26 protein-coding genes, 2 pseudogenes and 1 riboswitch are annotated in these 24354 nt (G+C 68.0%); of the genes and pseudogenes, 15 read left to right on the top strand and 13 right to left on the bottom strand.

Annotation, left to right across the window (positions count from 1 at the left end):
• Positions 1-6: 6 nt before the first annotated feature.
• Positions 7-630, bottom strand: coding sequence for a uracil phosphoribosyltransferase (gene upp / locus ACFU5V_RS21820; RefSeq protein ID WP_087558380.1), 624 nt, complete (start codon positions 628-630; stop codon positions 7-9).
• A gap of 132 nt (positions 631-762) precedes the next feature.
• Between upp and ACFU5V_RS21815 the strand changes: the two genes are divergently transcribed.
• The 5 genes from ACFU5V_RS21815 to ACFU5V_RS21795 all read left to right on the top strand — a co-directional run bounded on the left by ACFU5V_RS21815 (position 763) and on the right by ACFU5V_RS21795 (position 4259).
• The gene (locus tag ACFU5V_RS21815) at positions 763-1086 is read left to right on the top strand and encodes a type VII secretion target (RefSeq protein WP_378701770.1); all 324 of its coding nucleotides are present in this window, start codon (positions 763-765) and stop codon (positions 1084-1086) included.
• Between the two features lie 2 nt (positions 1087-1088).
• The gene (locus tag ACFU5V_RS21810) at positions 1089-2279 is read left to right on the top strand and encodes a C40 family peptidase (protein WP_378701768.1); all 1191 of its coding nucleotides are present in this window, start codon (positions 1089-1091) and stop codon (positions 2277-2279) included.
• A gap of 8 nt (positions 2280-2287) precedes the next feature.
• Positions 2288-2632: a hypothetical protein gene (locus ACFU5V_RS21805; RefSeq protein ID WP_054247568.1), complete on the top strand. Its 345-nt coding sequence runs from the start codon at positions 2288-2290 to the stop codon at positions 2630-2632.
• Positions 2629-2934 carry a YbaB/EbfC family nucleoid-associated protein gene (locus tag ACFU5V_RS21800; RefSeq protein WP_378431612.1) on the top strand — a complete coding sequence of 102 codons (306 nt, stop codon included), beginning with the start codon at positions 2629-2631 and terminating at the stop codon, positions 2932-2934. Before ACFU5V_RS21805 ends, ACFU5V_RS21800 begins: the two co-directional genes overlap by 4 nt.
• Positions 2935-3014: 80 nt before the next feature.
• The gene (locus ACFU5V_RS21795) at positions 3015-4259 is read left to right on the top strand and encodes a primosomal protein (RefSeq protein WP_378701766.1); all 1245 of its coding nucleotides are present in this window, start codon (positions 3015-3017) and stop codon (positions 4257-4259) included.
• A 19-nt stretch (positions 4260-4278) separates the two neighbouring features.
• On the opposite strand, the gene ACFU5V_RS21790 is transcribed toward ACFU5V_RS21795, so the two are convergent.
• The 3 genes from ACFU5V_RS21790 to ACFU5V_RS21780 are packed head-to-tail and all read right to left on the bottom strand — an operon-like array spanning position 4279 to position 7066.
• Positions 4279-5364, bottom strand: a complete 1086-nt coding sequence (locus tag ACFU5V_RS21790) for an adenosine deaminase (RefSeq protein ID WP_378701764.1) — start codon at positions 5362-5364, stop codon at positions 4279-4281.
• A gap of 9 nt (positions 5365-5373) precedes the next feature.
• Entirely contained in the window at positions 5374-6669 is a 1296-nt protein-coding gene (locus ACFU5V_RS21785) for a thymidine phosphorylase (RefSeq protein ID WP_378701762.1), read from the bottom strand.
• The gene (locus ACFU5V_RS21780; RefSeq protein WP_124394652.1) at positions 6662-7066 is read right to left on the bottom strand and encodes a cytidine deaminase; all 405 of its coding nucleotides are present in this window, start codon (positions 7064-7066) and stop codon (positions 6662-6664) included. The genes ACFU5V_RS21785 and ACFU5V_RS21780 overlap by 8 nt, the downstream gene beginning before the upstream one ends.
• A gap of 255 nt (positions 7067-7321) precedes the next feature.
• Between ACFU5V_RS21780 and sdhC the strand changes: the two genes are divergently transcribed.
• From sdhC to ACFU5V_RS21745, 7 genes and pseudogenes are all read left to right on the top strand, one after another.
• Positions 7322-7726 (top strand): succinate dehydrogenase, cytochrome b556 subunit, encoded by a 405-nt coding sequence (gene sdhC, locus ACFU5V_RS21775; protein WP_005239889.1) that lies wholly within the window; start codon positions 7322-7324, stop codon positions 7724-7726.
• Position 7727: 1 nt separating this feature from the next.
• A complete protein-coding gene (locus ACFU5V_RS21770) occupies positions 7728-8171 on the top strand; it encodes a succinate dehydrogenase hydrophobic membrane anchor subunit (RefSeq protein ID WP_005239887.1) in 444 nt (147 codons plus the stop codon).
• Between the two features lie 15 nt (positions 8172-8186).
• Positions 8187-9938: a succinate dehydrogenase flavoprotein subunit gene (sdhA, locus tag ACFU5V_RS21765; RefSeq protein WP_095860879.1), complete on the top strand. Its 1752-nt coding sequence runs from the start codon at positions 8187-8189 to the stop codon at positions 9936-9938.
• Entirely contained in the window at positions 9938-10717 is a 780-nt protein-coding gene (locus tag ACFU5V_RS21760) for a succinate dehydrogenase iron-sulfur subunit (RefSeq protein WP_276140985.1), read from the top strand. The genes sdhA and ACFU5V_RS21760 overlap by 1 nt, the downstream gene beginning before the upstream one ends.
• A gap of 99 nt (positions 10718-10816) precedes the next feature.
• Positions 10817-10981, top strand: a pseudogene (locus tag ACFU5V_RS21755) (malate dehydrogenase); the annotation flags it as partial.
• A gap of 11 nt (positions 10982-10992) precedes the next feature.
• Positions 10993-11106 (top strand): annotated as a pseudogene (locus tag ACFU5V_RS21750) (malate dehydrogenase); the annotation flags it as partial.
• Between the two features lie 82 nt (positions 11107-11188).
• Entirely contained in the window at positions 11189-12469 is a 1281-nt protein-coding gene (locus tag ACFU5V_RS21745) for a serine hydrolase (RefSeq protein WP_378701855.1), read from the top strand.
• Positions 12470-12479: 10 nt separating this feature from the next.
• Here ACFU5V_RS21745 and yhjD read toward each other — a convergent pair whose 3' ends face one another.
• From yhjD to ACFU5V_RS21720, 5 genes are all read right to left on the bottom strand, one after another.
• The gene (yhjD, locus tag ACFU5V_RS21740; protein WP_378441678.1) at positions 12480-13502 is read right to left on the bottom strand and encodes an inner membrane protein YhjD; all 1023 of its coding nucleotides are present in this window, start codon (positions 13500-13502) and stop codon (positions 12480-12482) included.
• Between the two features lie 4 nt (positions 13503-13506).
• The gene (gene trpS / locus ACFU5V_RS21735; protein ID WP_087558392.1) at positions 13507-14541 is read right to left on the bottom strand and encodes a tryptophan--tRNA ligase; all 1035 of its coding nucleotides are present in this window, start codon (positions 14539-14541) and stop codon (positions 13507-13509) included.
• A 52-nt stretch (positions 14542-14593) separates the two neighbouring features.
• On the bottom strand, positions 14594-15400 hold the full coding sequence (locus ACFU5V_RS21730) for an exodeoxyribonuclease III (protein ID WP_378701758.1): 807 nt from the start codon (positions 15398-15400) through the stop codon (positions 14594-14596).
• 35 nt (positions 15401-15435) lie between these two features.
• Complete coding sequence (locus tag ACFU5V_RS21725; RefSeq protein ID WP_378701756.1) at positions 15436-16659, bottom strand: MFS transporter; 1224 nt, start codon at positions 16657-16659, stop codon at positions 15436-15438.
• Between the two features lie 203 nt (positions 16660-16862).
• Complete coding sequence (locus ACFU5V_RS21720; RefSeq protein ID WP_276141068.1) at positions 16863-18086, bottom strand: NADP-dependent isocitrate dehydrogenase; 1224 nt, start codon at positions 18084-18086, stop codon at positions 16863-16865.
• A gap of 274 nt (positions 18087-18360) precedes the next feature.
• A riboswitch (SAM riboswitch) is annotated at positions 18361-18482 on the top strand.
• Positions 18483-18600: 118 nt separating this feature from the next.
• Here ACFU5V_RS21720 and ACFU5V_RS21715 point away from each other — a divergent pair.
• Positions 18601-19884 carry a bifunctional o-acetylhomoserine/o-acetylserine sulfhydrylase gene (locus ACFU5V_RS21715; protein WP_378436955.1) on the top strand — a complete coding sequence of 428 codons (1284 nt, stop codon included), beginning with the start codon at positions 18601-18603 and terminating at the stop codon, positions 19882-19884.
• A gap of 2 nt (positions 19885-19886) precedes the next feature.
• Positions 19887-21005 carry a homoserine O-acetyltransferase gene (locus ACFU5V_RS21710; protein WP_378701754.1) on the top strand — a complete coding sequence of 373 codons (1119 nt, stop codon included), beginning with the start codon at positions 19887-19889 and terminating at the stop codon, positions 21003-21005.
• Between the two features lie 30 nt (positions 21006-21035).
• On the opposite strand, the gene ACFU5V_RS21705 is transcribed toward ACFU5V_RS21710, so the two are convergent.
• The 3 genes from ACFU5V_RS21705 to ACFU5V_RS21695 are packed head-to-tail and all read right to left on the bottom strand — an operon-like array spanning position 21036 to position 22845.
• Positions 21036-21320, bottom strand: a complete 285-nt coding sequence (locus tag ACFU5V_RS21705; RefSeq protein ID WP_378701853.1) for a DUF3017 domain-containing protein — start codon at positions 21318-21320, stop codon at positions 21036-21038.
• A gap of 1 nt (position 21321) precedes the next feature.
• Entirely contained in the window at positions 21322-22182 is an 861-nt protein-coding gene (locus ACFU5V_RS21700; RefSeq protein ID WP_378701752.1) for a bifunctional methylenetetrahydrofolate dehydrogenase/methenyltetrahydrofolate cyclohydrolase, read from the bottom strand.
• Positions 22183-22239: 57 nt separating this feature from the next.
• Positions 22240-22845: a pentapeptide repeat-containing protein gene (locus ACFU5V_RS21695; protein WP_378436950.1), complete on the bottom strand. Its 606-nt coding sequence runs from the start codon at positions 22843-22845 to the stop codon at positions 22240-22242.
• A gap of 43 nt (positions 22846-22888) precedes the next feature.
• Between ACFU5V_RS21695 and ACFU5V_RS21690 the strand changes: the two genes are divergently transcribed.
• A complete protein-coding gene (locus tag ACFU5V_RS21690; protein WP_378436948.1) occupies positions 22889-23356 on the top strand; it encodes a tRNA (cytidine(34)-2'-O)-methyltransferase in 468 nt (155 codons plus the stop codon).
• Here ACFU5V_RS21690 and ACFU5V_RS21685 read toward each other — a convergent pair.
• Positions 23337-24281 carry a LysR family transcriptional regulator gene (locus ACFU5V_RS21685; RefSeq protein ID WP_378436946.1) on the bottom strand — a complete coding sequence of 315 codons (945 nt, stop codon included), beginning with the start codon at positions 24279-24281 and terminating at the stop codon, positions 23337-23339. The two genes, ACFU5V_RS21690 and ACFU5V_RS21685, sit on opposite strands and share 20 nt — an antisense overlap.
• Between the last annotated feature and the right edge of the window lie 73 nt (positions 24282-24354).

The raw sequence follows: 24354 nt of genomic DNA, 5'->3' as shown, positions 1-24354 counted from the left end.
GACGCGTCAGCGCGGCCCGAACTGCCGGTCGCCGGCGTCACCGAGGCCGGGGACGATGAACGCGTCCCCGTTCAGTCCCTCGTCGACTGCCGCGGTGACGAGTCGCACGGGATGGCCGGACGCCGTGAGAGCGGCAACCCCTTCGGGCGCCGCGACGACGCACACGGCGGTGACGTCCGTGGCGCCGCGGGCGACAAGCAGGTCGATCGTGTGCACCATCGAACCGCCGGTCGCCAGCATCGGGTCGAGGACGTACACCGGGATGCCGGACAGGTCCGCGGGGAGCGACTCCAGATACGGCACCGGCAGATGCGTCTGCTCGTCGCGGGCCATGCCGACGAAACCGACTCGCGCCTGCGGGATCAGGCTGCTGGCCTGCTCGACCATGCCCAGTCCGGCGCGCAGGACCGGGACGAGCAGCGGCGGATGACTGAGCCGCACCCCGTCGGTGGTCGCGATGGGGGTGACCACGTCGAACGTGTCGACCGGAGCCTCGCGCATCGCCTCGTACACCAGCATGTGCGTCAGCCTTCGCAAGGCGGCACGAAATGTGGCATTGTCGCTGCGCGCATCGCGCATCGTGGTCAGGAGGACCGCTGCGAGCGGGTGGTCGACGACGTGCGTGTTCATGCTCGAAGAATAAGGGGCGCGCGTCGAGATTTCGCGGGAGCGCGATTCTCGGCGAATCGGGGGGCGGAACCGATCGGGTGTCCCCCGCGTCCAATATGGTGACCGGTATCAAATCCGACTGGGGGGATGACGATGAACGACTTGAGGGCGGATACCGCGAGTATCGCCGAGTTCGCTGCCACGGCCGCGACCATGTCCGTGGAAATGCAGGCCGCGGGTCTCGGGGCCGCGGCCGCGGGACCGCTGCTGCTCGGTCCGGTCTTCGGGGTGATCGGCGGCGATTTCGTCGCCGCCTTCGCCACCGCGCATGCCGCACACCTGGCTTCCATCGAGAGGCTGTCCGGTGTGCTCGGCGCGATCAGCACGACCGCCCTCGCGAATGCCGCCGCCTACGAGGGCACCGAATTGGCCACCACGGCCGCGCTCGGCGCGGACGCGGTCGGGCTGGAGGCCTGACCGTGATCCCCATCGATCTCCTCACCCGCCCGATCCTCGATCTGCTCGGCGCTTTCGGCAGCGGGGTCCTCCCCGCGGGCGGGCCCGCCGACGCCCTGCGTGCGTCCTCGGTCGCCATCGACGCGGTGCACGACACCGGACGCACCGGCATCAGTTCGATCTACGGCGACTGGCAGGGCAAGGGCGGCACCGGTGCGATCGTGAAGACCGAGGAGGCGCAGCGTGCAACGGTCGCGGTCTCCGATCGCGGCAACGACATGGCTGCCGTCGTCGCCGAGGCCTCCGAGATCGTCCGGGCCGGAATGCTGCAATTGCAAGAGATCCTGCAGTCGTTCATCTCCCTCGCGGTCGCGGCCGGACCCGCCCTCGCCACCCCGCCCGGTCAGGCGATGATCGTCGCGGCGGCACTCGACCACCTCGGCCGGGCCACCGCGGTCGTCGCGAAGGTGCGGGTCGAACTCGCGGAGCAGACCGGAAAGATGGTCACCCTCACACCGGCCGAGGACGTCCCGTCCGCGCCGGCCGCCACCGCACCCGCGAGCACGACCGCGGCGAGCACGGCGCCCGCCTCCGCGGCCCCCGTCGCACCCGCAGGCTCCGACGCGGTCAGCCGTGCGGCGTCCGGGTTCGCGAGTTCCTCGGGATCGTCGCCGATGTCGGGCCTGACGAGCATCTCCGCCCCGGCCGCCCACTCGTCGGGCGGACGCGCGGCGCGCGGGTCGCGGGCGGACTCCCTCACGGGCAGATCGGAAGGCGCCGGTCACGGTCCGTCCACCTCGGACCCCGCCCACGGCGGCGAGGGCGTCGAGGTGGTCCTGCCCGACGGCAGCACCGCCGTCGCACCCAACAAGGAGGCGGCCGACGCCGTCCGCAACGCGCTGTCGCAGCAGGGTGTCCCGTACGTATGGGGCGGGACGTCGCCCGGCGAGGGCCTCGACTGCAGCGGGCTGACGCAGTGGGCGTACGGCGAAGCGGGCGTGGGTCTTCCGCGCCTGGCGCAGGAGCAGAACGTCGGCACCGCCGTCGACCCGGGAGACCTGATGCCCGGCGACCTCGCCGTGTGGGACGGCCACGTGGCGATGGTGATCGGCAACGGCCAGCTCGTCGAGGCCGGTGATCCCGTGCAGGTCGGTCCGATCCGAACCAGCAACAGCGGCATGGGCTTCTACGGCTTCTACCGACCCACGGAATGACAGGAATCATGTTTCCCCCCACCCCACCCCCGGCCGGCACCACGGCCGCAGTCAGCAATCGCTCCGGCACCGTCTCGGTGCGGACCACCGAGCAGGGTCTGCCGCTCGAACTCCGCATCGATCCGCGCGAACTGAGGTACGGCGGCCAACGACTCGCGGACGAGATCCTGACGCTCTGCAGACGCTCGGCGATGGAGGCCGGCGCGCGTCGGCGCGACGAACTCGCCCGTGACGGCATGCCCGCCGAGATCCTCGACAAACTCGGTCTGCCCACCCGCGCCGACGTCGCCGCCGCGCAGGCGATCGAGGACGAGGAAGAACCCACCCCGACGAGCTGGATGCGACCACTGTGAGCGAACACGACATGGATGCGATCGTCGGCCGGGCCACCGAACAGGTGAACCTGCTCGAGGAGGCCCTCGCCGGGCTGCAGTCGATCACGGCGCGGGCATCGAGCGAGTCCGATCAGGTGACGGCCGAGGTCGACGGGAACGGCACGTTGACCGGTCTGTGGATGGACGACTCCATCGCGAGCCTCGACGCCCGAACCCTCGCGGCGATGATCACGAACACCAGCCAGGAGGCGGCCCGGCTCGCCGCCGAACAGCGCACCCGGGTCATGACGGCGCTGCAGGACGGGTTCGGGAGGGTGTGACAGGGCGACGACGGGCTCCGGAAACGGTCCGCACACAGCCCGGGTATAACTTTGGCCGCGGGGTCGATAGGCTTCGCGCCATGGCTGGAGACATCGTCCCGATCGAACTCGGTCTCACCGACGGCGACCTCGTGACACTGTGGGCACCACGGTGGCGTGAGGGAGACGACGAGTGGGAAGCATTCCTGGGTCACGAGGAAGACCTCTACGGGTTCGAATCAGTGGCAGAACTCGCCGCCTTCATCCGCACGAATACCGACAACGACCTTGTCGAGCATCCCGCGTGGAGCGTGGTGTCCGGGCTCTCCGCCGCGGAGCTCGAGCCCGACGAGAACTTCTGCTTCGACCTGATCGGTGTCCCCGAACTGGCGGCGAGCGACCCCGACGCCGCCGTCGTGAGCGAGCTCGAAGACACGCTCAACATGGTGCGCAACATCGGTGAGGTCTGCGAACTCGACGCGGTCACCAAGTTCTTCAACGCGAACCCCATCCTCGGTGCGCTCCCGGCGGGCGCCAGCGCTTTCGAGGGACGCGAGGGCGAGGAACTGTGGGCGCAGATCGGGACCGCGATCGCGAAGGGCTGGGATGACGTCCTCGATGCCGTCGACAACATCGTCGCCACCCCCGAGGTGGACGCCGACGCGGTAGCCGTGGCCGAGGCCGAACTGGTGGCCGCCGACGAGAACACCGTCGACGTGGACGACGTCGCCGAGGAGGCCGAGGAAGACGAGGAGTTCGTCGCACTCGATCTGACCACCGAGGACGAGGAGGAAGACGACTCGTTCTGGGGTGCGGTGGGTGTCGACCCCGTCAAGATCATCACGTCCGGGGAGACCTACTTCACGCTCCGGTGCTACCTCGACGACGACGCGATCTTCCTCGGTCGTGACGGTGCGATCTTCGTGTTCACGTCCGAGCGGGCGCTGGCCCGGTACCTCGCCGACAACCACGAGCACGCCCTCGCGCAGGTCAGCACGTACGAGGAGATCCAGGTGGCGGCCGTCGACGGATCGCTCGAGGTCGAGGTCACCGACGAGAACGTGTACGTCCTGCCCGGCCTGGCCGACGACCTGGCCGCGGGCCCGGAGGCCGTCGACGCGGATCAGCTGGATCTCGCCGTCGAATTGTTCACCGATGCAGCCGATTTCGCCGACGACGATTCGGTGGAAACCGCGCTCGTGTCGTCGGACCCGCTGGGCTGGTACGTCTCGTTCGTCCTCAACCCGGACCCGACGCGAATGGCTCCGAGCGCGCCCTTCGACACCGAGGCCGAGGCGTGGCGGAAGCTCGAGCGGGAGTTCGAGGCCCGCCTGCGGAAGGTCTGAGCGCCGGCCTGCGAGACGTTCAGCCCACCAGCACGGCGAATCCCGGCTTGATCACCTCGTCGATCAGCTGCAGCCGCTGATCGAACGGGATGAACGCCGACTTCATCGCGTTGATGGTGTAGCGCTCGAGATCGGTCCAGCCGTACCCGAACGTCTCGACGAGGCGGAGCATCTCCTGACTCATGCTGGTGTCGCTCATCAGCCGGTTGTCGGTGTTGACCGTGACGCGGAACCTCAACCGGGCGAGCAGGTCGAACGGATGGTTCTCGAGCGCGTCCACGGCCCCGGTCTGGACGTTGGAGCTGGGACACAGTTCCAGGGGAATCCTCTTGTCCCGCACATAGTTCGCGAGCTTTCCGAGCACCGGGACACCGTCGTCGCCGATCGTGATGTCGTCGGTGATCCGGACCCCGTGACCGAGGCGGTCCGTGCCGCAGAACGCGATGGCCTCGTGAATGGACGGCAGGCCGAACGCCTCACCCGCGTGAATGGTGAAGTGCGCATTGCTGCCCCGCATGTACTCGAAGGCGTCGAGGTGGCGGCTCGGCGGATTGCCGGCCTCGGCGCCTGCGATGTCGAACCCGACGACGCCACGGTCCCGGAACCGGATCGCCAGTTCCGCGATCTCCCGGGACCGCGCCGCGTGCCGCATCGCGGTGAGCAGAACTCCGATCCGGATGTTCTGGCCGCGCACCTCCGCCGCGGACTCCCCCGCCTCGAATCCGAGCAGGACCTGTTCCACCACCTCGTCGAGGGTCAGCCCCTCTTCGAGGTGCTGCTCCGGGGCGAACCGGACCTCGGCGTAGACCACGCCGTCGGCGGCGAGGTCCTCGGCGCATTCACGGGCGACGCGTTCGAGTCCGACGGGGGTCTGCATGACGGCGACGGTGTGGGCGAACGTCTCGAGGTACCGCTCGAGCGAACCGCTGTCCGCGGCCTCCCGGAACCACTTCGCGAGCGCGGGCGCGGTGTCGGCAGGCAGCGCGTCGTAGCCGCAGTCGCGGGCGAGTTCGAGAACCGTCTCGGGCCGGAGACCTCCGTCGAGATGGTCGTGCAGCAACACCTTCGGCGCTCGGCGCAGGGCCGACAGATCCAGTGCGGTCATGGGACGACGTTAGCGTGAGGGATCCTCTATCCGCTCGATGACGAGCGGTGTGATCACCGGCGGCGCGTCGGCCACGACGGTCCAGGCTTCGGAAAGGACGGCTTTCGCCGCGGCGAACCGTTCGGGCGTGTCGGTGTGCAGCGTGACGAGCGGGGTGCCCACCGACACCGTCTCCCCCGGCTTCGCGTGCAATTCGATGCCGGCCCCCGCCTGCACCGGCTCGCCCTGCCGTGCGCGGCCCGCGCCGAGTCGCCACGCCGCGAGCCCGACGGCCATGGCGTCGAGACCGCACACCACACCGTCGGACTCGGAGAGCAGCACCTCGGTGTGCCGGGCCGTCGGCAGCGGGGCGTAGGGGTCGCCGCCCTGGGCGGCGATCATTCTCCGCCAGCGGTCCATGGCGGAGCCGTCCCGCAGCCTGTCGGCCGGGTCGACGCCGTCGATTCCGGCTGCCTTCAACATCTCCCGGGCCAGCTCGAGGGTCAGTTCCACGACGTCGGACGGGCCGCCCCCGGCGAGCACCTCCAGCGATTCCCGCACCTCCAGCGCGTTACCCGCGGTGTGACCGAGGGGTGCATCCATCGCCGTCAGCAACGCCATCGTCCGCACCCCGGCGTCGTTCCCGAGGTCGACCATCGTCTGGGCGAGCTCGCGTGCGTCGTCGAGCTTCTTCATGAACGCGCCCGAACCGACCTTCACGTCGAGGACCAGCGCTCCGGTGCCCTCCGCGATCTTCTTGCTCATGATCGAGCTGGCGATCAGGGGAATCGACTCGACGGTCCCGGTGACGTCCCGCAGTGCGTACAACCGCCGGTCCGCCGGCGCCAGGTCCGCGCTCGCGGCGCACACGACGGCGCCGACGTCGGGGTCGGACAGGATCTCGGCCATCTCCGACGTGTCGAGGTCGGCGCGCCAGCCCGGGATCGACTCGAGCTTGTCCAGGGTTCCGCCGGTGTGGCCGAGCCCGCGCCCCGACAGCTGCGGCACGGCGGCGCCGCACGCGGCGACGAGCGGCGCGAGCGGGAGCGTGATCTTGTCGCCCACACCACCGGTCGAGTGTTTGTCCACGGTGGGGCGGCCGAGGTGGGTGAAGTCGAGGCGGTGACCGGACGAGATCATCGCCGTGGTCCAGCGGCTCACCTCCTCGCGCGTCATCCCGCGGAAGAAGATGGCCATCGCCAGAGCCGACATCTGCTCGTCGGCCACGACACCCCGGGTGAATGCCTCCACCACCCAGTCGATCTCTGCACCGGACAGTTCTCGGCCGTCGCGTTTGGCGGCGATGATCGACGAGGCGTCATGCATGGCTGATTCTCCCCTTCTCCTCCGGACCGAAAGCGTCCGGCAGCAGCTGTTCCAATGGGCGCACGCCGGCCCGGTGGTCGACGAGCAGTCCGGGGCCGCCGTGCTCGAAGAGAATCTGCCGGCAGCGTCCGCACGGCATGAGTATGTCGCCACTCGCGTCACAGCAGGTGAAGGCGATTAATCGCCCGCCGCCGCCCGCAAACAAGTTACCGACCAGTACACACTCGGCGCAGAGCCCCAACCCGTATGAGACATTTTCCACATTGCATCCGACGACGATTCGCCCATCGTCCACCAGCGCCGCCGACCCCACGGCGAACCCGGAGTAGGGCGCGTAGGCCCGTCCCATCACCTCATGCGCGTTGGCGCGCAACAGTTTCCAATCGATCTCGACCATGGTTACCCATCCAATCACGTGGCCTGAATGGATGCAGAGAATCGCTCGGGACGGCACGATCCGCATTGGAGAGGCAAACCTAAGTTCATTTGCAGGGGCGGTACGAACCCCGACTCGAATTAGTTCCCCCGTTTCCGTTGGGTTTAGAGTTCAGAGAAGTCGGTTCAGGATCACGTCGGGTCCCCAGTTGTGGTATGTCCGCAACGCTGCGCAGACTCGACACGTCCACCAATGACGTTGGAGGCACAGCACTCGATGAGTACTACGACTGAAGCCGCTCCGGCCAAGGAGCGCACACGGTCGCTTTACCGGGGCGACCCCGGAATGTGGTCCTGGGTTTTGCACCGGATCACAGGCGTAATGACGTTCTTCTTCCTATTCGTGCACGTGCTGGACACCGCGCTCGTGCGGGTGAATCCCGACACGTACGACAGTGTCATCGAGACCTACAAGAACCCGATCGTCGGGCTCATGGAGCTCGCGCTCGTCGCCGCGGTGCTGTACCACGCACTGAACGGTGTCCGGGTGATGCTGGTGGACTTCTGGTCCAAGGGACCGCAGTACCAGCGCCTGATGCTCTGGGTAATCCTCGCGATCTGGTTCCTGGTGATGATCCCGGGCGCAGGACGCATCTTCTACAACATGTTTGCGGGGCACTGACATGACGACAGAAGCCAAGAGTCTCGGCAAGACCTACGACCGTCCCGCCAGCCTGGACAACCCGCGCTCTCCGCGCCGGACCTCGAAGAACAACTTCGAGCTGTACGCCTGGCTGTTCATGCGGTTCTCCGGTCTGGCACTGATCTTCCTCGTGCTCGGCCACCTCTTCATCATGCTGATGCTCGACGACGGTGTGCACCGCATCAACTTCGCGTTCGTCGCAGGCCGCTGGTCCAGCCCGTTCTGGCAGTTCTGGGACCTCACGATGCTGTGGCTTGCCCAGCTGCACGGCGGAAACGGACTCCGCACGGTCATCGCGGACTACTCCCGCAAGGACTCCACGCGCTTCTGGCTGACCACGATCCTCGTTCTCTCGATGATCCTGATCATGGGCCTCGGCACGTACGTCATCTTCACCTTCGACCCCAATATCTCGGCGAGCTAGGGGAGCACAGACTTCATGCAGGAACACCGTTATGACGTGGTCATCGTCGGTGCCGGCGGCGCCGGCATGCGCGCAGCGATCGAGGCCGGTCCCCGCGCCCGCACCGCGGTACTGACCAAGCTCTACCCCACCCGCAGCCACACCGGCGCGGCCCAGGGCGGCATGTGTGCCGCGCTGGCGAACGTGGAGGAAGACAACTGGGAGTGGCACACCTTCGACACGGTCAAGGGCGGCGACTACCTCGCCGACCAGGACGCCGTCGAGATCATGGCCAAGGAGGCCATCGACGCGGTGCTCGACCTCGAGAAGATGGGTCTGCCGTTCAACCGCACGCCCGAGGGCAAGATCGACCAGCGTCGTTTCGGTGGTCACACCCGCGATCACGGTAAGGCCCCCGTGCGCCGCGCATGTTACGCCGCGGACCGCACCGGTCACATGATCCTGCAGACGCTCTACCAGAACTGCGTCAAGCACGACGTGGAGTTCTTCAACGAGTTCTACGCCCTCGACATCGCGATCACCGAGACCGAGAACGGTCCGGTCGCCACCGGCGTCATCGCCTACGAGCTGGCCACCGGCGAGATCCACGTCTTCCACGCGAAGTCCATCGTGTTCGCCACCGGCGGCTCGGGACGCATGTACAAGACGACGTCCAACGCCCACACCCTCACCGGTGACGGCATGGGCATCATCTTCCGCAAGGGCCTCCCGCTGGAGGACATGGAGTTCCACCAGTTCCATCCGACAGGCCTGGCCGGGCTCGGCATCCTCATCTCCGAGGCCGTGCGCGGTGAGGGCGGCATCCTCCGCAACGCCGACGGCGAGCGGTTCATGGAGCGCTACGCCCCCACCATCAAGGACCTCGCACCCCGTGACATCGTCGCGCGGTCGATGGTTCTCGAGGTCCTCGAGGGACGCGGCGCGGGACCGAACAAGGATTACGTCTACATCGATGTGACCCACATTCCCGAGGAAGTCCTCGACGAGAAGCTCCCCGACATCATGGAGTTCTCCCGCACCTACCTCGGTGTGGATCCGGTCAAGGAACCCGTGCCGGTGTACCCCACCTGCCACTACGTCATGGGCGGCATCCCCACCCGGATCAACGGCGAGGTCCTCCGCAACAACGACGAGATCGTCCAGGGCCTGTACGCCGCCGGCGAGTGCGCCTGCGTCTCCGTCCACGGCGCGAACCGTCTCGGCACCAACTCGCTGCTCGACATCAACGTCTTCGGACGCCGCGCCGGCATCGCCGCCGCCGAGCACGCCAACAACAGCGAGTTCGTCGCCCTGCCGGAGACGCCCGAGAAGATGGTCGACGAGTGGATGGCCACCATCCTGTCGGACCACGGTCACGAGCGGGTCGCGGACATCCGCACCGAGCTGCAGCAGTCGATGGACAACAACGCCTCGGTGTTCCGCACGGAGGAGCGCCTCACCCAGGCACTCAAGGACGTGCGCGCACTGAAGGAGCGCTACAACCACATCACGGTGCAGGACAAGGGCAAGCGCTACAACAGCGACCTGCTCGAGGCCGTCGAGCTCGGCTTCCTCCTCGAAATGGCGGAGGTCACCGTCGTCGGTGCGCTGAACCGCAAGGAATCGCGCGGCGGCCACGCCCGCGAGGACTTCCCGGACCGCAACGACGCCGAGTACATGAAGCACACGATGGCATACAAGGAGGGCGACGGCCTGCTCTCCGACATCCGTCTCGACTACAAGCCGGTAGTCCAGACCCGTTACGAGCCGATGGAGCGTAAGTACTGATGAGCGCACCTGCAGTCGACAAGAGCGAGAACAAGTCGGATCTCCCTCCCGTTCCCGAGGGCGCCGTCATGGTCACCCTCAAGATCGCGCGGATGAACCCGGAGTCCGGCGAGGGTCAGCACTGGGACAGCTTCCAGGTTCCGGCGCTGCCGACGGACCGGATGCTGAACCTGCTCCTGTACGTGAAGGGCTACCTCGACGGCACCCTGACGTTCCGCCGCAGCTGCGCGCACGGCGTGTGCGGTTCGGACGCGATGCGGATCAACGGCGTCAACCGTCTGGCCTGCAAGCTCCTGATGAAGGACATGCTGCCCAAGGACGGCAAGCCGGTCACGATCACCGTCGAGCCCATCAAGGGCCTGCCGGTGGAGAAGGACCTCGTCGTCGACATGGAGCCGTTCTTCGACGCGTTCCGCGCCGTGAAGCCGTTCCTCATCACGTCCGGCAACGAGCCCACCCGTGAGCGCATCCAGTCGCAGCACGACCGGGCCCGTTTCGACGACACCACCAAGTGCATCCTGTGTGCCTGCTGCACCACGTCGTGCCCGGTGTACTGGAGCGACGGCAGCTACTTCGGTCCCGCCGCCATCGTCAACGCGCACCGCTTCATCTTCGACAGCCGTGACGAGGGTGCGTCGGAGCGTCTCGACATCCTCAACGACAAGGACGGCGTCTGGCGGTGCCGGACCACGTTCAACTGCACCGACGCATGCCCCCGCGGCATCCAGGTGACGAAGGCGATCCAGGAAGTCAAGCGCGCGCTGCTCTTCGCACGCTGACCCCGATCACCGAGCACGTTCCAGGGCGCCCCCGGCCACTTCGGCCGGGGGCGCCCTGCGTCGTGTCCAAGCTCACTGTCCGAGCAGTCCCACGGTGAGATCCCCGCGCTGGTGTCGAGAACGGATGCTCCCGAGGCGATACTCGGCCCCGACGCCCCGATTCGACTGCGGCTCTGGGAAATTCCGTCCGCCGTGTCCGCGGCCGAAGGCACCGCGATGGAGCTCGCCGACAGCGCCTTCCCTCTCCTTCGCGACGTCGAGGTGACGCTGCCCTCCCCGGCGCCTACGGGGTGCCGGAGGGGCTCATGAGCTCGTTCCCGGTCCGCTCGGTCGACGGGACCTGGCAGGTCGTGGAGGGGCTCGAGATCGACGAGACGGCGCGCGGACGTCACGAATGCGTGTCGACACGCGTCCGTTTTCGGAACCGGCCCGGTCATCGCATACGCTGCCTCTTCGATGATGTGGCGTCGAGTGTGTACCGCGGTCGTGTCCGGAACCCTGCTGGCCGGACTCTCGGTGAGCGCTGCCGGGGCGATCCCGCCCGCAGTTCCCTCCTCCCCCACCTCGGCACCGTTCACCACCCCCAACACCGACGACTGCCCGCACCGGTCGGCCCCGGCCCCCGCGATCGACCTGTCCGAGGTGCCGCAGCCCGGTGATCCGGCACCGACCGCCGTGTCCGTGCCCGACCAGCCGGTGGGCGGGCCGAAACTCGCCGAGTGCGGAGTGACGCTCCCCGACGGCGCCCCCGCGCTGCCCGCCGACATCGCGGCGTCCGGCTGGGTGGTGGCCGACATCGACAGCGGCGACGTGCTCGCGGCGAAGGACCCGCACGGCCGGTACCGCCCGGCCAGCACCATCAAGATGCTGCTCGCGCTCGTGGCGCTGGACGAACTGGATCTCGACAAGACCGTGACCGCCACAGCCGAGGACGCCGCGGTGGAGGGCAGCGCGGTCGGGATCGGCAAGAACGGCCAGTACACGAACCGGCAGCTGATGCAGGGCCTCGTGATGGCGTCGGGGAACGACGCCGCCCACCTCCTCGCCCGGCAACTCGGCGGCGACGCCGCGACGGTCGAGAAGATGAACCGCCTCGCCGACACCCTCGGCGCTCACGACACGAGGACCGCGACCCCTTCCGGACTCGACGGTCCCGGCATGAGCAGTTCGCCGTTCGACCTCGCGCTGATCTTCCACAACGCGATGAAGAACCCGACGTTCGCGGAGTTGATCTCCACGGAAACCGTTCAGTTCCCGGGCTTCCCGAAGGATCCCGCGATCCCGGAAGACCAGGATCGGCCGCCGTTCGCGCTCGCCAACGACAATCAACTGCTCTACAACTACCCGGGCGCGCTGGGCGGCAAGACCGGATTCACCGACGATGCGCGCCACACGTATGTCGGCGGCGCCGACCACGACGGCCGCCGCCTGATGGTGACGCTGATGGGAGCCGAGGCGCAGCCGATCCGCCCGTGGGAACAGGCGGCGCGACTGCTGGACTACGGTTTCGCCCTCGACCGCGACACAAGGGTGGGGTCGCTGGAGGACCTGTACCCGGCCGAGAACGGCTCGTCCGCGGTGCTCGCCGCACCGCCGCAACAGGATTCGGCCGCCGCCACGAGTTCCGTCGTCGCCTCCGGTTCCGACCACCCCGACAACACACTGGCCCTGCGGGCGGGTGTGGGGATCGTCGGGGCGGCCGTCGTCCTCGTGCTGGTGCTCTGCGCACGCCGGCTGTCCCGCAGGCGCTGACGCTCCCCGATCAGCGCTTGTTGCGGGTGAACACTCCGGACAACCCGAGCGCGGCGAGGGCCCCCACACCGACCAGGGCGAGTCCCCCACGCACACCCGGACCCTCGTGGACCTCGATCCGCGGCGTGATGACGGCCGGATCCGGCGGCGGCACGAACGCGAGCGCCATGCTGGCCTCGGTGGTCGCGGCCCACGCCGTCGAGAAGAGCAGCATCCGGCAGGTCAGGTAGATGAACACGAGCAGACCGATGATCGGGCCGAACGCCACTCCTGCCGGACCCGCGGTGACCGCGGTGAGATAGATGGCACCGACCTGCTTGAAGATCTCGAACACCACGGCCGCGAGCAGGGCCGCCTTGATCGCACTGCGGAACGTCACGGGCTCCCGGGGCAATCGGGCGATCACCCAGGCGAACACCGCCCACGTCGCGACCAGCGAGAGCACGGTCGACAGTGCGCGCAGTCCGGCGTCGACGCCGGTCACGTCGTCGAGGTTGAGCAACTCGACGACCGTGCGGGCCACCGGACCGCTGCTCAGCGCGGACGATCCGATCGAGACGATCATCGCCAGACCCAGCCCGAGCAGAGCGCCCGCGTCGCCGAGCTTGGTGCGCACGAATCCCTTCGATTCGCGCTGGCTCTCCCACATCGCGGTGAGCGCGTCGCGCAGGTTCGCCATCCATCCCAGTCCGGCGTAAGCGGCACCGAGCAGACCGAGGACACCCACGCTGGCGCGGGACGCGATGGCCGAATCGATGATGGTGTTGAGCGTGTCACCGAGACTTCCGGGCACGTTCTTCGTGATGCCGTCCTGTAGTTCCTGTAGCAACTCCGGCTGCCCTGCGAGCACGAAACCGGCGATGGCGAACGCGACCATCAGGATCGGAATCAGTGCGAGCACACTGAAATACGTGATACCCGCCGCGTAGTAGTCACCCTTCTGATTCTGGTACCGCTGAGCGGCCCGCATCAGATGGTCGAACCAGGGGCGCGCTGCCCGCTGCTTGTCGAGAAAACTCGGTTCGTCAGCCACAGTGCTATCCCTTCGGTGTCAGGAACCCTACCTTCTCGTACACGGCCGCCAACGTCTGCGACGACACTTCACGGGCCCGGTGGGCACCGGCCGCGATGACACGGTCGAGTTCCGCCTCGTCCGAGAGGTACCCCTCCACTTTCGCTTTCAACGGTGTCACGAATTCGGCCAGAACGTCGGCCGTATCGGTTTTCAGGTCGCCGTAGCCCTTCCCCTCGTACCCGGCGACCAACGTCTCCACGGGGGTCCCGGACAGGGCCGACTGGATGGTGAGCAGGTTGCTCACACCGGGCTTGGCCTGCGGGTCGTACCGGATCTCCCGCTCGTTGTCGGTGACCGCGGACTTGATCTTCTTCGCCGACACCTTGGGATCGTCGAGCAGGTTGATCAGGCCGGCCGGGCTCGGACCGGATTTGCTCATCTTCGACGTCGGATCCTGCAGGTCGTAGATCTTGGCTGTGCCCTTGATGATCTGGGCCTCGGGAATGACGAACGCCTTCCCGAACCGGGTGTTGAACCGTTGGGCGAGGTCGCGGGCCAGTTCGAGGTGCTGACGCTGGTCCTCGCCGACGGGAACCCGCTGCGGGCGGTACAGCAGGATGTCGGCGGCCATCAGCACCGGATACGTGAACAGTCCGACGCTCGCGTTCTCACTGCCCTGCTTCGACGACTTGTCCTTGAACTGCGTCATGCGACTGGCCTCACCGAAACCGGTGATGCAGTTGAGAACCCACGCCAGCTGCGCGTGCTCAGGGACCTGGCTCTGGACGAACAGCGTGGCGCGGTCGGGGTCGATGCCCAGCGCCAGCAACTGTGCCGCCGCGATCTTCGTGCGGCGGCGCAGCTCCTTCGGGTCCTGCGCCACCGTGATCGCGTGCAGGTCGGGGATGAAGTAGAACGCGTCGAAGTCGTCCTGCAGAGGCACCCACTGCTGCAGAGCACCCAGGAAATTGCCGAGGTGGAACGAGTCGGCGGTGGGCTGGATGCCGGAGAGCACCCGCGGTTTCGCGGTGGGTTTCTGAGCTGCAGGGGTCGACATGAGTATTGATCTTTTCACGTGTGCCGGGACGAGACGAATCAGATACCGCGCGTCACCGGTACTGGACGGTGACCGGCGCGTGATCGGACCACCGCTGGTCGTAGGTTTCGGCGCGCTCGACGACGGCCTGCTTGGCGCGCTCCGCCAATTCGCGGGTGGCGATCTGGTAGTCGATGCGCCAGCCGGAGTCGTTGTCGAACGCCTTCCCGCGGTACGACCACCATGAGTACGGTCCGGCGACGTCCGGTTCGAGCAGGCGCACGACGTCGGACCAGTGCGCGTCCTCGGCGAGCAGCGCGGACAACCATTCCCGCTCGTGGGGCAGGAACCCGGAGTTCTTCTTGTTGGTCTTCCAGTTCTTCAGGTCGAGTTCGGTGTGGGCGATGTTCCAGTCGCCGCAGACCACGACGTGCCTGCTGGCCGCGACGGCGGCCTCGGCGGTGGCGGTGAGGTGCCGGGCGAAGGAGTCCATGAACCGCTCCTTCTCCTCCTGCCGGGGTGTCTGGGCCTCCCCCGAGGGCAGGTACAGACTCGCCACGGTCAGGTCGTCGAAGTCCGCCTCGATGTAGCGCCCCGCGGCCGCGAACTCCTCGTCACCGTGGCCGACGCGGACGGCGTCGGCCGGCTTCCGGGACAGGATCGCGACGCCGTTGCGCCCCTTCGACGACGGTTCCGCGGACGCCAGGTTCCATCCGCCCTCCAGGGCCGGCGCGAGGGTCTCCGCGAGCTGCTCGTCCGACGCCCGCGTCTCCTGCAGGCAGACGACGTCGGCCTCCGTGCGCTCCATCCACTCGGTGAGCCCCTTGCGGGCGGCCGCGCGGACTCCGTTGACATTGACGGTGGTGATGATGTGTGGCACGGCAAGCACCGTAGCGGACGCGTACGACAGCGCGGCTACCGAGACGAACGGGCGCTGCGGCGTTCCATCGCGACGGCCACGGTGAGGACCACGAGGCCCGCGACGGCGAGCAGCGCACCCACCGCGGCGGGTGCCGTGTAGCCGTAACCGGCGGCGATGACGACGCCGCCGATCCACGCCCCGAACGCGTTCGCGATGTTGAGAGCCGCGTGGTTGAGCGAGGCGGCGAGGGTCTGGGCGTCGGCGGCCACGTCCATCAGGCGGGTCTGCAGGCCGGGAACCATCGACGCGCCCGCCGCACCGACGAAGAACACCAGCAGCAGCGCCGTGTACGGGTTGTGCGACGCGATCACGAAGATGCCGAGCACCACCCCGAGCGCCGTCATCGCGGCGAACAGACCGGGAATCAGCGCCCTGTCGGCGAGCCTGCCGCCGACCAGATTGCCCGCGACCATACCCAGCCCGTAGATCATCAGAGCGAGCGGCACCAGCGACCGCGACAGCCCGGCGACATCGGTGAGCGTCGTGCTGATGTACGTGTAGACGGCGAACATGCCACCGAACCCGACCATGCCGATGATCAGCGTCATCCACACCTGGGCGCGGCGAAGGGCACCGAGTTCGGTGAGGGGGTTCGTCATCCGCATGGCGGCGAGCGCGGGCACCCACGACCAGATCGCGCCCAGCGTCACGACACCGATCAGCGCGACGAGGGCGAACGCGCTGCGCCACCCGAGGGCCTGGCCCAGCCACGAGGCGGCGGGCACGCCGACCACGTTCGCCACCGACAGCCCCATCATGACGAGTGCGACCGCCCGGGCCCGCTGGCCGCGCTCGGCGAGGTGCGCCGCCACCAGGGCCGCGACGCCGAAGTACGCGCCGTGCGGGAGACCCGCGACGAACCGCGCGGCCATCAGCACCCCGTAGCTCGGTGCGAACACGGTGGCGGCGTTGCCGATCGTGAACGCCGCCATCAACGCGATCAGCAGCGCCTTGCGGGGCACCCGGGCCGTGAGCGCGGCGATGAGCGGCGCGCCCACGACCACACCGAGCGCGTACGCCGAGATGACGTGCCCGGCCGTCGGCTCGCTGATTCCGAGGCTCGACGCCATCTCGGGAAGCAGTCCCATCGCCACGAACTCGGTGGTGCCGATCCCGAAGCCACCGAGCGCGAGCGCGATCATGGCGAGCGTGCGGACGGACGGATGTTGCGCGATGACACCGAGGTGCTCGGGGCGGACCGGGGTGGAAGTGCTCACAGCAGAACTTTCGACTAGGCAGAAATACGACTACGCGGCGCACGGCGCCTCGTTGCGCAACGACCCACACCGGAATTCTCTTCCCCGGATTCCGCGTTTCGCGGCGCGAGCGGCCGTGAGATGACTCACCCGGTCCCGGACACGCGAAACGGGACACCCCGCCGAGGGGGGCATCCCGTTTCGTACTGCTGCGGCTTCGGCGCCTACTGCTCGGCGATGGCCTTCTGGAGGTTGATGTCCAGCTCACCGAGGAACTCCTCGGTGGTCAGGTAGCCCTGGTCGCCGCCGACCAGCATCGCGAGGTCCTTGGTCATCTGGCCGCCCTCGACGGTCTTGATGACCACGTCTTCGAGCTTCTGAGCGAAGCCGATGACGTCGGGGGTGTTGTCCAGCTTGCCGCGGTGCTCGAGTCCACGGGTCCACGCGAAGATCGACGCGATGGGGTTGGTGGACGTCGGCTTGCCCTGCTGATGCTGGCGGAAGTGACGCGTCACGGTGCCGTGCGCGGCCTCGGCCTCACACGTCTTTCCGTCCGGGGTCAGCAGCACGGAGGTCATGAGTCCGAGCGATCCGAAGCCCTGCGCGACGGTGTCGGACTGGACGTCGCCGTCGTAGTTCTTGCAGGCCCAGACGTAGCCGCCCTCCCACTTGAGCGCCGACGCGACCATGTCGTCGATGAGGCGGTGCTCGTAGGTGAGTCCTGCCGCGTCGAACTCCGGCTTGAACTCGGTCTCGTACACGTGCTGGAAGATGTCCTTGAACGCGCCGTCGTACGCCTTGAGGATGGTGTTCTTGGTCGACAGGTACACCGGGTAGTTCTGCTGCAGGCCGTAGTTGAGCGAGGCGCGCGCGAAGTCCTCGATGGACTTGGTGAAGTTGTACTGCCCCTGGACGACGCCGCCGCCGTCGGGGAAGTTCACCAGCTCGTGCTCGATCGGCTCGCTGCCGTCCTCGGGCGTGTAGGTGATCATCACCTTGCCGGGGCCGGGAACCTTGAAGTCGGTGGCGCGGTACTGGTCGCCGAAGGCGTGACGGCCGATGATGATCGGCTTCGTCCAGCCCGGGACCAGTCGCGGGACGTTGGAGATGATGATCGGCGCGCGGAAGATCGTGCCACCGAGAATGTTGCGGATGGTGCCGTTGGGCGACCGCCACATCTTCTTCAGGCCGAACTCCTCGACGCGTGCCTCGTCCGGGGTGATCGTCGCGCACTTGACGCCGACGCCGTGCTTCTTGATGGCGTTGGCCGCGTCGACGGTGACCTGGTCGTCGGTCTCGTCCCGGTACTCGATGCCGAGGTCGTAATACTCCAGGTTCACATCCAGGTAGGGATGGATCAGTTTGTCTTTGATGAACTGCCAGATGATGCGTGTCATCTCGTCGCCGTCGAGTTCGACGACGGTGCCCTCAACCTTGATCTTGGACATGGGTGCTTCGCGTCCTCCTAGGAAGTTTCCCTGGTTACACGGTTGCGGGCGCACTTCGTGAGTGGGTCCGCGAACGGTTCGCTTGTCAAACGTAGACGGTCACGGCGGCCGCCGGGGAGACCGTACTTAAACAAGACAAGCGTACTGCTATACGCGGGTCGCGCAATATGCAGGTGTGAAATCCCACACCTACCGGCGGGTAACTTTTCCCTGCTCGCGGCCCGGTTCGGTGCCGTTTCCGGTCGCTTTACCGCAGCCGCTAAGATTCAACAGAGGTCATGAGTGCCAGCAACGAGCCCCGGCTAGCTGGCCGGCAACCCTCCACCGCGGTGGGGTGCCCCGGGTGATGACCTGGTTCCCTGATTCATACACACAGTCGGGTGACAAGCGCGGGTCCGACATCGGAGGTTCATGATGTGTTGTTGTTGTCGTAGATAGACCCCAGACAAGCCCTGTGCGCGAAGCGAATGAACTCCTCGTCCGCGCCTCGTCAGACCACTGGAGTAGACAGCACATGACCGAGAACTGGTCGTTCGAGACCAAGCAGATCCACGCCGGGCAGACGTCCGACGCGACCACCAAGGCGCGGGCGCTGCCGATCTACCAGACCACCTCGTACACGTTCGACAGCACCGACCATGCTGCCGCGCTGTTCGGTCTGGCCGAGCCCGGCAACATCTACACCCGCATCATGAACCCCACCCAGGACGCGGTCGAACAGCGCATCGCCGCCCTCGAAGGCGGCGTCGCCGCCCTGCTGCTGTCGTCCGGGCAGGCCGCCGAGACGTTCGCGATCCTGAACCTCGCCGAGGCAGGCGACCACATCGTCTCCAGCCCGCGCCTCTACGGCGGCACGTACAACCTCTTCCACTACACGCTGCCCAAGCTCGGCATCGAGGTCTCGTTCGTCGAAGACCCCGACGACCTCGAGCAGTGGAAGAACGCCGTCCGGGAGAACACGCGGGCGTTCTACGGCGAGACCATCTCCAATCCCCGCAACGACGTGCTCGACCTGCCCGGAATCTCCGGCGTCGCACACCAGCACGGAATCCCGCTGATCGTCGACAACACCGTGGCCACCCCCTACCTGATCCGCCCGCTCGAGCACGGCGCGGACATCGTGGTGCACTCGGCCACCAAGTACCTCGGCGGCCACGGCACGGCCATCGCGGGCGTCATCGTCGACGGCGGCACGTTCGACTGGACCCAGGGCAGGCACAGCAGCTTCACCACCCCGGACCCGAGCTACCACGGCGTCGTCTACTCCGAACTCGGGCCGCCCGCCTACGCCCTCAAGGCGCGCGTGCAGTTGCTGCGCGACCTCGGTTCCGCGATCTCCCCGTTCAACGCGTTCCTCATCGCGCAGGGCCTCGAGACGCTGAGCCTGCGGATGGAGCGGCACGTGTCCAACGCGACCGCCGTGGCGCAGTACCTGGAGGCGCGGCCGGAGATCGTGTCCGTCGGATACGCCGGACTCCCGTCGTCACCGTGGTACGACCGAGCCAAGCAGATCGCGCCGAGGGGTGCGGGTGCCATCGTGACGTTCGAACTCGCCGGCGGCATCGACGCGGGCAAGAAGTTCGTCAACGCCCTCACCCTGCACAGCCACGTCGCGAACATCGGCGACGTCCGCTCGCTGGTGATCCACCCGGCGTCCACCACACACTCCCAGCTGACCCCGGAGGAGCAGGCCGCCAGCGGCGTCACCCCCGGACTGGTCCGGCTGGCAGTCGGCATCGAAGGGATCGACGACATCATCGCCGATATCGAATCCGGAATTACGGCGGCGGCATCTTGACCGTGAGCGCAGTGCAGAACCTCCCCGTGGCCGACGGACGTCTCGGCACCGTCGACATCGGATCGCTCGAGCTCGAGAACGGCGCGGTGATCCCGTCCGTGACTCTCGCCGTGCAGCGGTGGGGCGAGCTGTCCCCGAACCGCGACAACGTGGTCCTCGTCGAGCACGCCCTCACCGGCGACTCCCACGTCACCGGCCCCGTCACCGACGAGCACCCCTCCCCCGGCTGGTGGACCGGAATGGTCGGCCCGGGTGCGCCGATCGACACCGACGAGTGGTGCGTCGTCGCGACCAACGTCCTCGGTGGCTGCCGGGGCACCACCGGCCCCGGTTCGATCGCGGAGGACGGCCGCCCGTGGGGCAGCCGCTTCCCGGAAATCTCCATCCGCGACCAGATCGCGGCCGAGAAGAAGTTCACCGACCTGCTGGGCATCGAGAAGCTGGCGTCCGTGGTCGGTGGTTCGATGGGCGGCATGCGCGCGCTCGAGTGGGCCGTCACGTACCCGGACCAGGTGGCGTCGGCGCTCGTTCTCGCGGTCGGCGCCCGCGCCACCGCGGACCAGATCGGCACGCAGACCACCCAGATCGAGGCCATCACCAGCGACCCCGACTGGCTGGGCGGCGACTACCACGACACCGGCCGGATCCCCCGGACCGGACTGCGCATCGCCCGCAGGATCGCGCACCTCACGTACCGCACCGAGAGCGAACTCGACTCCCGGTTCGCGAACTCGCCGCAGGACGGCGAGGACCCGTGGCGCGGCGGGCGGTACTCTGTCGAAAGTTACCTCCAGCATCAGGCCGACAAGCTGGTCGGCAGGTTCGACCCGGGCACGTACGTGCTGCTGTCCGAGGCGATGAACCGGCACGACGTGGGCCGCGGACGCGGGGGCATCGCGGCGGCGCTCGGGACGATCACCGCACCCGTCATCGTGGGCGGCGTCGATTCCGACCGGCTGTACCCGATCCGCCTGCAGGAGGATCTCGCCGAGGACATCCCCACCTGCGACGGCCTGCGGGTGCTCAACTCGCGGGACGGCCACGACGGGTTCCTCACGGAGGCTGCCGCCGTCGCGAAACTGCTGTCCGAGACGATGCAACTGGCCCGCGCCGGGCGCTGACCCCGCGCCGGGCGACGCCCGCTCGGACCGTCAGTCGGTTCCGAGCGGGTCGATCGACACGGCCAGCCACACGATCGCGCCGCCGACGGCCACGAGTGCGCCGACGTCGAATGCCTTGCTGCGCACCGCGAGCAGTCCGACGCGCTCCGACGGCATCGTCAACCGGAGCACCGCCGCCAGCAGGGTGGCGACACCGAACACGAACGCTCCTCGCCGCCACCGGTCCGCGAGCACGAACACCACGGCCACGACGATGACGACGAGGACTGCCAGCATCGGCAGGTTCTTCTTCGCGAACTGCCCCCAGTCGGCCATCTCAGCCGAGAGACGCTGCGACACGCTCGGCCCGCTCCACGACGTTGGTCAGCAGGAACGCGCGGGTCAGCGGTCCGACCCCGCCGGGGTTCGGGGACAGGAAACCGGCGACCTCGGCGACGTCCGCCGCCACGTCGCCGCGCAGCCCGTCCGCGGTGCGGCTCACGCCCACGTCGAGTACCGCGGCACCGGGCTTGACCATGTCGGCCGTCACCAGCCCGGGAACACCCGCCGCTGCGATGACGATGTCGGCGCGCCGGACCTCCGCTCCCAGGTCCCGCGTCCGAGTGTGGCAGAGGGTGACGGTGGCGTTCTCGCTGCGCCGGGTGAACAGCAGACCGATCGGGCGGCCCACGGTGACACCGCGACCGACGACGACGACGTGCGCCCCCTCGATCGGGACCTCGTAGCGGCGCAGCAGGTGGAGGATCCCGCGCGGCGTGCACGGCAGCGGAGCTTCCTTGCCCAGCACCAGGCGGCCGAGGTTGACCGGGTGCAGGCCGTCGGCGTCCTTGTCGGGGTCGATGCGCTCGAGGGCGGCGTTCTCGTCGAGCTGCTTCGGCACCGGGAGCTGCACGATGTACCCGGTGCAGTCCGGGTTGGCGTTGAGCTCGTCGATGGTGGCGTCGAGCTTCTCCTGCGTGATGTCGGCAGGCAGGTCGCGGCGGATCGAGGTGATCCCGACCTTCGCGCAGTCGTTGTGCTTGCCGCGCACGTAAGCGGCCGACCCCGGGTCGTCCCCCACCAGGACGGTGCCGAGACCGGGCGTGATGCCCTTGTCCTTCAGGGCGCTCACCCGCACCTTCAGGTCTTCGAAAATCTCGTCGCGGGTCGCCTTGCCATCGAGGATCGTTGCAGTCACGTGCCCCATTCTCTCAGGTTCGCCCAAGCAGTGTCAGGCAGGTTCGCCGAACCAGGGTCAGGCAGGTTCCACCACGAGCCCGTTGGCCGTCGCGTACGCGACGGCCTGGGTGAGTTCGATCTGCGCCTTGTCCAGTGAGGCCGCCGTCCACAGATTCGCGTCGACGCGCGCCCCGCGCAGGTCCGCGCCGTCGAGTATCACGCCGCCGGTGCGGGCTCCGGACAGGTCGGCCGAGCGGAGCACGGCCCGGCGGAGGTCCGTGCGGACGAGGTTGGCCTCCCGGAACCGGCAGTCCGTGAAATCGAGTCCGCGCAGGTCCGCACCGCCCAGCGACACGAGCGTGAAGTCGCATTCGTCGAAGACCATCGGGCGCAGCCGGCAGTGGTCGAACTCCGACCCGAGGAAGCTGCAGTTGCGGAACTCGCTGTGCCACAGCGTGGTACGGGTGAACGTGCAGGAGCGGAACGCCGTCCCCACGTGACGGGACTCGGCGAGGTCGGCTCCCGTGAAATCGCAGTCGGTGAAGATCACCGACTCGGTGCGGAGTTCACTCAGGTCGGCGTCACGGAAGTTGCATTTCGTGTAGTGCCGCCGCTGCCAGTTCTGCGCGGGGAGTCGTGCGTCGCCGTAGTCCTCACCCACCACCTCTTCGACCGGATCCATGCGTCCATCATGCCGCCTCGCGGTGTGGCCCTAAGCTGTGCGGGTGTTCCGAGTGATGTTCCACGAACCCCGAATCCCACCCAACACCGGCAACGCCATCCGCATGGTGGCGGGCACCGGTTGCGAACTGCACCTCGTGGGACCACTCGGGTTCGACCTGTCCGAGCCGAAACTCAAACGAGCCGGGCTCGACTACCACGACCTGGCATCGGTGACCGTGCACGAAAACCTGGAGGCGGCCTGGGCCGCGGTGGAACCGGCGCGGGTGTTCGCGTTCACCGCGCACGCCACCGTGTCCTACGCCGACATCGCCTACCGGCCCGGCGACGTTCTGCTGTTCGGTCCCGAACCCACCGGACTGTCGGCGGAGGTGCTGGCCGATCCACACGTGACGGAACGGGTCCGCATCCCGATGCTGCCCGGCCGGCGGTCGCTGAACCTGTCCAACGCCGCAGCCCTCGTGACGTACGAGGCGTGGCGCCAGCACGGTTTCAGCGGGGCTGCGCTGTAGCTCCGGCAGTCAGGGCCCCGACGCCCGCGGCGGCGCCCGCACCGAGGGCGATGTCCAGGAAGTCGCGGGCCGCACCCTGCACCCCGCGCACCGGGTCCCAGACGGCGGACAGCCGCCGCGGCAGCGTCAGCCCCTCCACCTGGACGGAGGCCAGCCGGCCGTCGGTCAGGTCGGCGGCGACCGCCAGCGAGGACAGCACCGCCGGAGCGTTGCCCGCCACGACGGCCGCCTTCACCGCCGTGCACGACGTCAGCTCCAGCAGCGGCGGGACGCACTGCGGGACCGCGTTCTCCAGGGTGGTGCGCGTTCCGGAACCGGATTCCCGCTGGATCATCGGCGTCGCGGCGAGTTCGGACACCGGAATCGGTGACCGGCGCACCCATTCGTGCTCCGGCGGCACCACGACCACCAGGTGGTCGCGGCCGATCTCCCGCACCTGCAGTCCCGCCGGAATGTCCGGGCCCTCGACGAACCCGAGATCGGCCTCGCCGGACAGCACCCGGGCGGTCACCTCCGACGAGTTGAGCAGCCGCACGTTCGTGACCACGTTCGGGTACTTGCGCCGCATCGCGACGGTCCACCCGGGAACCAGGTACTCGGCGATCGTCATGCTGGCCGCCACGGTCAGGCCGGCCTGCCGTTCCCCTCGCAGCGCTGAAACCCCCGACGCCAGTTCCTCGGCCGTGGCGAGGATGTGACTCGCCCATTCGAGGATCAGCGCGCCCTCCGACGTGGGCCGCACCCCGCTGGCGCCGCGGCTGAACACCTTGATGCCGAACTGGCGCTCGGCCGACCGCACCCGGGCGCTGACGGCCTGCTGGCTGAGCCCGTGCTCGCGCCCCGCCGCACCCATGCTTCCGAGCCGCTCGACGGACAACAGGACGTCGAGGGCACTGAGTTCGGGTACTCGGGGCGACAGCGGCACAACCCAAGGCTAGTCCCACAAACGTGATTTGTGGGCATTCAACGACAAGCCTTCTACCGGCCACGACGACGCG

The organism is Rhodococcus sp. NPDC057529, from assembly GCF_042802055.1.
In the GTDB taxonomy this organism is placed as follows: domain Bacteria; phylum Actinomycetota; class Actinomycetes; order Mycobacteriales; family Mycobacteriaceae; genus Rhodococcus_F.
This window is presented reverse-complemented; position numbering and strand designations above follow the sequence as displayed.

Bases quoted from the DNA above. Each gene is read 5' to 3' on its own strand.
- upp (WP_087558380.1), bottom strand. From the start codon at position 630: ATGAACACGCACGTCGTCGACCACCCGCTCGCAGCGGTCCTCCTGACC.
- ACFU5V_RS21815 (WP_378701770.1), top strand. From the start codon at position 763: ATGAACGACTTGAGGGCGGATACCGCGAGTATCGCCGAGTTCGCTGCC.
- ACFU5V_RS21805 (WP_054247568.1), top strand. From the start codon at position 2,288: ATGTTTCCCCCCACCCCACCCCCGGCCGGCACCACGGCCGCAGTCAGC.
- ACFU5V_RS21795 (WP_378701766.1), top strand. From the start codon at position 3,015: ATGGCTGGAGACATCGTCCCGATCGAACTCGGTCTCACCGACGGCGAC.
- ACFU5V_RS21790 (WP_378701764.1), bottom strand. From the start codon at position 5,364: ATGACCGCACTGGATCTGTCGGCCCTGCGCCGAGCGCCGAAGGTGTTG.
- ACFU5V_RS21785 (WP_378701762.1), bottom strand. From the start codon at position 6,669: ATGCATGACGCCTCGTCGATCATCGCCGCCAAACGCGACGGCCGAGAA.
- ACFU5V_RS21780 (WP_124394652.1), bottom strand. From the start codon at position 7,066: ATGGTCGAGATCGATTGGAAACTGTTGCGCGCCAACGCGCATGAGGTG.
- sdhC (WP_005239889.1), top strand. From the start codon at position 7,322: ATGAGTACTACGACTGAAGCCGCTCCGGCCAAGGAGCGCACACGGTCG.
- ACFU5V_RS21770 (WP_005239887.1), top strand. From the start codon at position 7,728: ATGACGACAGAAGCCAAGAGTCTCGGCAAGACCTACGACCGTCCCGCC.
- sdhA (WP_095860879.1), top strand. From the start codon at position 8,187: ATGCAGGAACACCGTTATGACGTGGTCATCGTCGGTGCCGGCGGCGCC.
- ACFU5V_RS21760 (WP_276140985.1), top strand. From the start codon at position 9,938: ATGAGCGCACCTGCAGTCGACAAGAGCGAGAACAAGTCGGATCTCCCT.
- trpS (WP_087558392.1), bottom strand. From the start codon at position 14,541: ATGTCGACCCCTGCAGCTCAGAAACCCACCGCGAAACCGCGGGTGCTC.
- ACFU5V_RS21720 (WP_276141068.1), bottom strand. From the start codon at position 18,086: ATGTCCAAGATCAAGGTTGAGGGCACCGTCGTCGAACTCGACGGCGAC.
- ACFU5V_RS21715 (WP_378436955.1), top strand. From the start codon at position 18,601: ATGACCGAGAACTGGTCGTTCGAGACCAAGCAGATCCACGCCGGGCAG.
- ACFU5V_RS21705 (WP_378701853.1), bottom strand. From the start codon at position 21,320: ATGGCCGACTGGGGGCAGTTCGCGAAGAAGAACCTGCCGATGCTGGCA.
- ACFU5V_RS21695 (WP_378436950.1), bottom strand. From the start codon at position 22,845: ATGGATCCGGTCGAAGAGGTGGTGGGTGAGGACTACGGCGACGCACGA.